At 68.2% G+C, this 8,077-nt stretch carries 9 protein-coding genes; 2 read left to right on the top strand and 7 right to left on the bottom strand.

All coding sequences use genetic code 11. The features are described from left to right. Positions 1-899: phytase (locus ACIQ67_RS18370; RefSeq protein WP_397535825.1), on the top strand; the 899-nt coding region annotated here is incomplete at its 5' end. On the opposite strand, the gene ACIQ67_RS18365 is transcribed toward ACIQ67_RS18370, so the two are convergent. Both ACIQ67_RS18365 and ACIQ67_RS18360 read right to left on the bottom strand, forming a co-directional pair. Next, positions 853-1,371, bottom strand: coding sequence for a DUF1643 domain-containing protein (locus tag ACIQ67_RS18365; RefSeq protein WP_397535824.1), 519 nt, complete (start codon positions 1,369-1,371; stop codon positions 853-855). The two genes, ACIQ67_RS18370 and ACIQ67_RS18365, sit on opposite strands and share 47 nt — an antisense overlap. 51 nt (positions 1,372-1,422) lie before the next feature. Continuing rightward, on the bottom strand, positions 1,423-1,863 hold the full coding sequence (locus ACIQ67_RS18360; RefSeq protein ID WP_397535823.1) for an SRPBCC family protein: 441 nt from the start codon (positions 1,861-1,863) through the stop codon (positions 1,423-1,425). A gap of 125 nt (positions 1,864-1,988) precedes the next feature. On the opposite strand from ACIQ67_RS18360, the gene ACIQ67_RS18355 reads away from it, so the two are divergent. Beyond that, positions 1,989-2,330 carry a DnaJ family domain-containing protein gene (locus tag ACIQ67_RS18355; RefSeq protein WP_397535822.1) on the top strand — a complete coding sequence of 114 codons (342 nt, stop codon included), beginning with the start codon at positions 1,989-1,991 and terminating at the stop codon, positions 2,328-2,330. Positions 2,331-2,389: 59 nt separating this feature from the next. On the opposite strand, the gene ACIQ67_RS18350 is transcribed toward ACIQ67_RS18355, so the two are convergent. From ACIQ67_RS18350 to ACIQ67_RS18330, 5 genes are all read right to left on the bottom strand, one after another. Next, positions 2,390-2,794, bottom strand: a complete 405-nt coding sequence (locus ACIQ67_RS18350) for a GFA family protein (protein ID WP_397535821.1) — start codon at positions 2,792-2,794, stop codon at positions 2,390-2,392. A 92-nt stretch (positions 2,795-2,886) separates the two neighbouring features. Next, positions 2,887-4,398 carry a glutamate--cysteine ligase gene (gshA, locus tag ACIQ67_RS18345; RefSeq protein ID WP_397535820.1) on the bottom strand — a complete coding sequence of 504 codons (1,512 nt, stop codon included), beginning with the start codon at positions 4,396-4,398 and terminating at the stop codon, positions 2,887-2,889. Between the two features lie 69 nt (positions 4,399-4,467). Continuing rightward, positions 4,468-6,138: a SulP family inorganic anion transporter gene (locus ACIQ67_RS18340; protein WP_397535819.1), complete on the bottom strand. Its 1,671-nt coding sequence runs from the start codon at positions 6,136-6,138 to the stop codon at positions 4,468-4,470. A gap of 23 nt (positions 6,139-6,161) precedes the next feature. Next, positions 6,162-7,616: an Asp-tRNA(Asn)/Glu-tRNA(Gln) amidotransferase subunit GatB gene (gene gatB / locus ACIQ67_RS18335; protein WP_397535818.1), complete on the bottom strand. Its 1,455-nt coding sequence runs from the start codon at positions 7,614-7,616 to the stop codon at positions 6,162-6,164. 19 nt (positions 7,617-7,635) lie between these two features. Further along, positions 7,636-8,077: alpha/beta hydrolase (locus ACIQ67_RS18330; protein ID WP_397535817.1), on the bottom strand; the 442-nt coding region annotated here is incomplete at its 5' end.

Genomic DNA, 8,077 nt, shown 5'->3' with positions numbered 1-8,077 from the left:
GGGTGCATCCGCGTCAGGGCTCGCGCAGCCTGGTGCTGGGCACCGACAAGAAGCTGGGCCTGGCCGTCTACGACCTGCAGGGGCGCGAACGCCAGTTCCTGCCGGTGGGCCGCGTCAACAATGTGGATCTGCGCCAGGGCCTGCGCTATGGCCATGAGCGCCTCGACCTTGCGGTGGCCACGCAGCGCGATGAACATGCCTTGGTGCTGTTCGGCATCTCGCCCCAGGACGGCCGCGTGCGTGAGCTGGCCCGGCTGCCGACCGGTTTGGACGATATCTACGGTATCTGCGTGGGCCGCAATGCCGAGGGTGGGCTGGACGCCTTTCCCAACGACAAGGACGGCCGCGTGCGCCAGCTGCGCCTGCAGCGCGAGCCCGGCAAGAAGGGCGGCTGGAGCGCCACCCTGGTGCGCGAGTTCCGCCTGCCCAGCCAGCCCGAAGGCTGCGTGGTGGACGAAGCCCGGCAGCAGCTCTTCGTCGGCGAAGAAAAGCGCGGCGTCTGGCGCGTGGCGCTGGGCGCCGGCCAGGCCTCGTCCGAGCCGGTGCTGGCCATTCCGGTCAGCAACGCGCTGCACGCCGATGTGGAAGGCATGGCCATCCATGACTCGCCCAAGGGCCGCTTACTGGTGGTGTCTTCGCAGGGCAATGACAGCTATGCCGTCTATGACGCCGACGCGCCACATGCGCTGCGAGGCACTTTCCGCATCGGCATCAACGCCGCTTTAGGCATCGACGGCGCCTCGGAGACCGATGGCCTGGACGTGACGGCTGCCAATCTGGGCGGCCCTTACCGCGAAGGCCTGCTGGTGGTGCAGGACGGCCGCAAGCGCCTGCCGCAGGGCACGCAGAACTTCAAGCTGGTGCCCTGGCGCGAGGTGGCGGGGAAGCTGGGGCTGTGAGGTCCATGGCCTGGGGAAGTGGCAGCAAGCCCGCGTCCCCAGGCACATAGAGCGGATGCCGCGGCTGACCCTGTTGGGTCAGGCCCAGGCACAGCATCCCGGGAAACCGCGCAGCCACCGCCTCGCCCCGGTTCAGCAGCATGCCGTGATTGCCCCAGGCGCCCACCACCACCGCGCTTTGCTGCGACAGTCGCCGCAGCCAGCGCTGATTCTGCGGGCCGATCGGATCAGAGGCTGTGCGCAGCTGCTGCGGGTCGGGCGAGCGCAGCGCGAACAGATTGCCGACCAGGATGCCACCGTAGCCCCAGCGCTGCGCGAAGCTGATGCAGCGGCGAATCGTCGGGTCGTCCTGTGAGGCATCGGCGGTCGATGGGTTCAGCATCACGAACAGCACCGGCGGCGCGTCGGACCAGTGGCGCCACAGCGCGTAGCGATAGGTCTTGCAACGAGAGAGGGCGGCGCCGGATTGCACGGACGGATGAATCGGGTGCGGACCGAAACCGTTATGGAGCAGCCGCTCCACTCAGGCGGGACTGGCCGCCGCTTGCTCGTGCCGCTGCTCGGCATAGGCCTTGAGCGACCGCATGGTTCGCGGCAGGCCCTGGCTGACCTGCCTGGCGACGCTGGGTCCGAACAGAAACGCCAGCGGGCCGCTGAACCAGACGCGGTGGGCCACTTCGGAGCCCCCTGCAATGGCGTGCACCCGGTGCTCGAAGTGCATCCGGAACAGCGGGATATGGCCCTCGACTGTGAACGAGCGTCCCGGCGTGCGTTCGGTGATGACCATCGGCACCCCCATGCCCTTGCTGGGCACGATGCGCCCCTTGCTGCCGAGCGCGAACGGCCCGTTGATCGATGCCTGCTTGGTGTCGGGATCCCACACATGCCAGCGATCGACCTCGATCCAGATGCTGTCGATGACGTCCGGGGGCACGGCGATCTGTATCCGCTCTTCGATTCGCATGGTCTTTCCTCGAGGGGACCATAGCACGGCGCTTGCACACGCCGACCTGGGCAGCCCGGCAGATACAAGACTGGGGCCTGACCGCTCGTTTAGCATCCACGCCAGATCGAATGCTGGAGATGCCCGTGAGTCCACTTCAATTGCGTGAAGACGAGATCGGACGCAAGCTCGACGAAGCCCAGCGCTCCGGCGAGCTGAGTACTGCCCAAAGCTATGGCAAACCGATGCTCAGCGACGCAGGTTGGGAGCAGACGCCAGACGAGTTCAGGATGGGTTTCAAGATCCTGAAGAACGCCGGCGTGGTGCCGCCCGAGGTGGAGTTGTTCCATCAACGCGCCCAGCTGCGCGCAGCGCTTGAAGCGGCAAGCACCGAGCCGGATCGGCTGGCCACCCAGAAGGCACTCAGCGAGCTGGAGCAGCGGATTTCACTACGGCTTGAAGCCTTGCGCGCCAGCGGCTCCCTGTAGAGCCGCTCGGCACCTGGCCGGCACCGACGGTGGATGAGCGAGCCCAGGGCCTGGCGCGCTCAGTCCGGGTTCTGCGGCAGCCCGTCGGCAATCTCGTAGTAGTCGCCCTTGTGCGCCACGAAGATGTGGCGCTCCAGCGCGAGATGGGTGGCACCGTCCAGCGTGCCCAGCGCCACCGAGGTCCAGTCCCTGTAGATCGGTTCCCAGAACAGCCAGCAGCCGCACTTGGCGCAGAAGCCACGCCGCACCTTGTCGGAAGCCTGGTACCAGCTGAGGTGCTCCGCCCCCGACAGCTGCAGCGCCGACTTGGGCAGGTTGGCCGACGCGAAGTAATGGCCCGACTGCTTGCGGCACAGCCTGCAGTGGCAGGCCGTGGCTTCGGCGGGCGTCTGCGCCAGCGTGAAGCGCACGGCACCGCAGTTGCAGGAGCCTTGAAGACGAGGAGCGGCGGCAGGGGAGGTCATCGATGGAGCCTGGTCGGGCCAGATGTGCAACTGACGGGCAAATCCTAGGCCTCCGCGCGGACGCGGGCAAGCCGCGCCGCGCGCCCCCCAGCTCAGGCGACCAGGCTCTGCTGCGCCAGATACTGCTGCCGATAGGTCTCGAAATCCGCCGTGTCGGCAGCCTCGATGCGGCGCTGCGCGGCGATGGACTCCGCCGCCATCTGCGCGTAACGCTCTTGCTGCGCGACGCTCCAGGGCAGGGCCAGCAGGCGCTGGCGGGTCTGCTCGGATTGTGCGCGAATGAAGGCCACATGCGAGTCCGCAAAGTCCTGCTGCATCGCCGCCAGCACGCGGGCCGAGGGCGTGAGCGCCGCATTGGCCAGGCGGGCACGCGCCATCGCCAAGGCCTCGACATGCGCCTGGCCGCCCTGCGCAGCGTCCAGCTGCGCGGCCAGCGGTGCGCATTGATCGACGATCTCGGCGCCCCATTCGCGCAGATCGGCTTCGGCGCCGCCACGCTGCAGGCGCAGTCCCGGCTCGCGGCCACGCGCAGCAGTGCGGTGCTGGTTGGCGCCCAGCGCGGCGATCTCGTCCGGGCTGTCCGGCGCGCTGGCTTGCGTCAGGCAGTGCAGCAGGAAGACATCGAGGAAACGCATGGTCTGCGCATTGATGCCCAGCGGCTCGAAGGGGTCGAGGTCCATGCAGCGCACTTCGACGTATTCGACGCCGCGCTCGCGCAGCGCATGCAGCGGGCGCTCGCCCTGGCGGATCACGCGCTTGGGGCGGATGGTGCCGTAGAACTCGTTCTCGATCTGCAGCAGCGTGGTGGCCAGCTGGTTGTAGTCGCCGCCGGGGTTGCGCACGCCGATGGCCTCGTAGGCCGGGTAGGGGCGAACCAGCGCCTCCTGCAGCGACGAGGCGTAGCTGCCCAGACAGTTGTAGCTGACCGCCAGCGAGGCCTGCGCGTCGCTCTGGTAGCCCAGCCGGCCCATGCGCAGCGAGGTGCCGTGCGGCATGTGGAAGGTGTGTGCGCCCAGCGCCCGCAGCTCATGCTGGCGCCCCGCCACAAAGGTGGAGCACAGCGCCGGCGACGCACCGAACAGATAGAGCAGCAGGAAGCTGTGGCGGCGGAAATTGCGGATCAGGCCGAAGTACTGCTCGGTGCTGACGCCGGGCAGGCTCCAGTTGTAGTGGATGCCCGAGATGGTCTGCATGCGGCGGCCGTAGCGCTGGCCCAGGCCCATGCGGTAGATGCTCTTGGAGCGGCCGACATTGCTGCTGCCATAACGGCCCAGCGGGATGGTCTCATCGGTGGGCAGGCCGCAGGGCATGGAGCTGACCCACAGGCGCTCCTCGCCCTCGGTCTGCAGCACCTGGTAGACAGCCTGGTGGATCTCCTGCAGCTCGGCCAGGCAGGCGTCCGCGCTGGCATGCACGCCAGTGATCAGCTCGAGCTGGCTTTCGCTGAAATCAGTGGTGATCTTGTCGTGGGTCAGCGCCGAGCCCAGTGGCAGCGGGTGTGGCGTCAGCGCCAGCATGCCGTCGGGCAGGGCGCGCAGGCTTTCTTTTTCAAGGCCGCGGCGCATGCCCAGCAGGCTGGCGGCGGTGGCTTGGGCGTCGCTCATGCGAAGCCTCCTCAAACTGTTGTGGACGCGGAAGGTAACAGAAGCGCGCGACTTGCGTGCGACACGGGGTCAGCCCGCGTCCGGCGGCCGGCCTTCCATGCCCTGGTGAATGCTCAGGTAGAGCCGGCCATCAAACCACCGCTCCCAGCCGCTGGCGCGCAAGCGGTCCAGCACCGGGCCCTTGACCTCGGCCAGGTCCAGGCCCAGGCCGCGCGCCGCCAGCGCCTGTTGCAGATCCTGCAGCGCCTGCAGGCCGCTCAGGTCGATCGTGTTGACCGGCGTCATCTGCAGCAGCACGCGCCGCGCGCCGGGACAGTGTGGAAGCTGCGCCAGCACCACATCAGCCAGGTTGCCGGCATTGGTGAAGAGCAGGCTCTCATCGATGCGCAGGCCCAGCACATCGTCGCGCAGCTCGACGGCATAGCGCTCGGCATGACGGTAATGCTCGGTGCCCGGCACGCGGCCCAGCAGCGCCACATGAGGCCGCGCGGTGCGCTGCAGCAGCAGAGCCACCGAGACGATCACGCCCAGCGCGATGGCCTCGCCCACATCGCGGCACAGGGCGACGGCGGCCACGCTGAGCATCAGAAGCGCCTCGGTGCGCGAATAGCGCCAGGCCTGGCGCAGCGGCGCCAGCTTGAGGCCGGACAGCACGGCCACGATGATGGTGGCGGCCAGCGCCGCCTTGGGCAGCAGCGCCAAGGGTTCGGCCAGCAGCAGCAGGGCGGCCGCGATCAGCAGGCCCACCAACGCGCCGGCCCAGCGGCTGCGCACGCCGGCATCGGCCAGCAGCACGCTGCGCGAGAAGCTGGCCGCCACCGGCATGCCAGCGCTGAAGGCCGCTGCCAGATTGGCAGCGCCCAGGCCGCGCATCTCGGCGCGCGGGTCCACCGCCAGGCCAGCACGCCGGCCCAGCGATTGCGCCACCACCAGATTGGAGACAAAGGCCACCAGGGCGATCGACAGCGCTGAAGGCAGCAGCGCGCGCCACAGCTGCAGGTCCAGCAGCGGCAAGGTGGCGCTGAAGCTCAGCGGCGGCAGCGTGCCGATCTGAGCAACCGGGCCCAGGCCTGGGCCGGCCGTCAGCAATAGCGCGGTGCAGCCCACCAGCACGGCCAAGGGCGCCAGCTTGGCCGCAAGGCCACGCAGCCAACGCCGAGCCGCCAGCAAGGCCAGCACCGCCAGCCCACCGATCAGCGCGGTGCCGGGCTGGATCTGCCAGCCGGTGGCGGCCGCGCTATGCAGCACGGTGATCAGGTCGGCCCCATGCGCAAGGCTGCCCAGCAGCACCGGCAGCTGGCTCAGCGCGATGGACAGCGCCGCACCGATCTCGAAGCCCTGCAGCACCGGCGCCGACAGCAGCGCCGCCAGCGCATGCAGACGCAGCCAGGCCGCCAGCAGCAGTGCCAGGCCCACCTGGGCCGCCAGCACCAGGGCGGCCGCCTCCGGGGCGACGCCGGGCGGCAGCTGCGCCAGGGCCTGGGCGATCATCAGCGCCAACACCGCGGCAGGCCCGAAGCCCAGCAAGGGGCTGGCGCCAAACAGCGCATAGGCCAGCAGCGGAAGCACGCTGGCATACAGGCCCACCTGGGCCGGCAGGCCGGCCAGCAGCGCATAAGCCAGGCTTTGCGGCACCAGCAGCACGGCCACGACGGCAGCGGCCGGCAACTCGCGGCGGATGGCGCCGCACGCCGCGCGCACGCCCTGCAGCTGCATCCGCAAAGGGCTGCGTGCTGTCATCGCTGAGGCCTGGGGCCAGCGCCTCAGGCCGCGCCCAGCTTCTTCTTCAGCAGCTCGTTGACCAGCGCCGGGTTGGCTTTGCCTTTGGTGGCCTTCATGGCCTGGCCGACCAGCGAATTGAAGGCTTTCTCCTTGCCAGCGCGGAACTCTTCCACCGACTTGGCATTGGCGGCCAGCACCTCGTCGAGGATGGCCTCGATGGCGCCAGTGTCGTTGGACTGCTTCAGGTCCTTGGCAGCGATGATGGCATCCACGTCCGAACCCTCGCCGGCCCACAGAGCGTCGAACACCTGCTTGGCGGCGTTGTTCGAGATCGTCCCGTCGGCAATGCGGCCAATGAGCTGGGCCAGCACGGCAGCGCCCACCGGCGCGGCGTCGATCTCGATGCTCTCGCTGTTCAAGCGCTTGCTGATCTCGCCCATTACCCAGTTGGCGACCAGCTTGGGCGCCGCACCGGCGGCCTTGGCCGCCTCGTAGTAGCGCGCCGTCGCCAGGCTCTGCGTCATCATCGTCGCGTCGTACTCGGGCAGGCCGTCAGCTTCGACAAAGCGCTTGGCCATCACGCGTGGCAGCTCGGGCATCTCGCTCTTCACGCGCTCCACCCACTCCGCGCCGATCACCAGCGGCGGCAGGTCGGGGTCGGGGAAGTAGCGGTAGTCGGCCGAGTCTTCCTTGCTGCGCATCGCGCGGGTCTCGCCGGTGTCGGGGTTGTAGAGCACCGTGGCCTGCTGGATGGCCAAGCCGTCTTCCAGCTGGTCGATCTGCCAGTTGACCTCGAAGTTCACAGCGTCGACCAGGTAGCGGAAGCTGTTCAGGTTCTTGATCTCGCGGCGCGTGCCGAAGGGCTCGCCTGGCTTGCGCACCGAGACGTTGACGTCGCAGCGGAACGAGCCTTCCTGCATATTGCCGTCACAGATGCCCAGCCACATCACCAGCGCATGCAGGGTCTTGGCGTATTCCGCGGCCTCGGCACCCGAGCGCATCTCGGGCTCGCTAACGATTTCCAGCAGCGGCGTTCCGGCGCGGTTCAGGTCGATGCCGGATTGGCCGTGATAGTCCTCGTGCAGGCTCTTGCCCGCATCTTCTTCGAGGTGGGCGCGGGTCAGGCGCACGCTCTTCTTCTCGTCGCCGACGAAGAACTCCACCGTACCGCCTTGCACCACCGGAATCTCGAACTGGCTGATCTGGTAGCCCTTGGGCAGGTCGGGATAGAAGTAGTTCTTGCGCGCGAAGATGGACAGCGGCGCCACCTTGGCACCCACCGCCAGGCCGAAGCGAATGGCACGCTCCACCGCGCCGCGGTTGAGCACCGGCAGCGTGCCGGGCAGGGCCAGGTCCACGGCCGAAGCCTGCGTGTTGGGCGCTGCGCCGAAAGCGGTGGAAGAGCCGCTGAAGATCTTCGATTGCGTGGACAGCTGGACGTGGTTTTCCAGGCCGATCACGACTTCGTAGCCGCGAATGAGTTTGGCATTGCTCATAGATTGCATTCTTGTGGGGTCAGCCACTGGTATAGGGACCGTGGCCAGGCAGAGCCCAGGTCAGGCCACGTGCGGCGAGTGAGGGAAACACGGTGAAGTGGTCCTCGTCCGCGATCACCTGGCTGGCGATTGCCAGGGAGGGATAGCGCCGGCTGCGGAGCTGGCGCTCGAAAGCCTTCATATCGCCGACCAGATCGGTGGTCTTGAAGTGCCGAGGCGTCTTGCCAAAGGTCTCGAAGCCGCCGGCATACATCCTGACGCGCGCCGGCAGGTCGCGGCGCCCAGCTGCCGTGGCCTTCTCCATATCGAACATCACGCGCTGGTCGAACCACAAGCTGGGGCTGCCCAGGATGTAGTGGCCGAACAGCTCGGGCTGGCTGAGCATCACATGCAGCCCCAGCAGCGAACCGTAGGAGTGACCGATGAAAACCTGGCGCCGGGCGTCGCAGCGATAGTGCTGG

Source organism: Roseateles sp. (assembly GCF_044373315.1).
Lineage (GTDB): Bacteria > Pseudomonadota > Gammaproteobacteria > Burkholderiales > Burkholderiaceae_C > JACDQM01.
The sequence above is the reverse complement of the archived record's forward strand: the minus strand, read 5'-3'. Positions and strand labels throughout refer to the sequence as shown.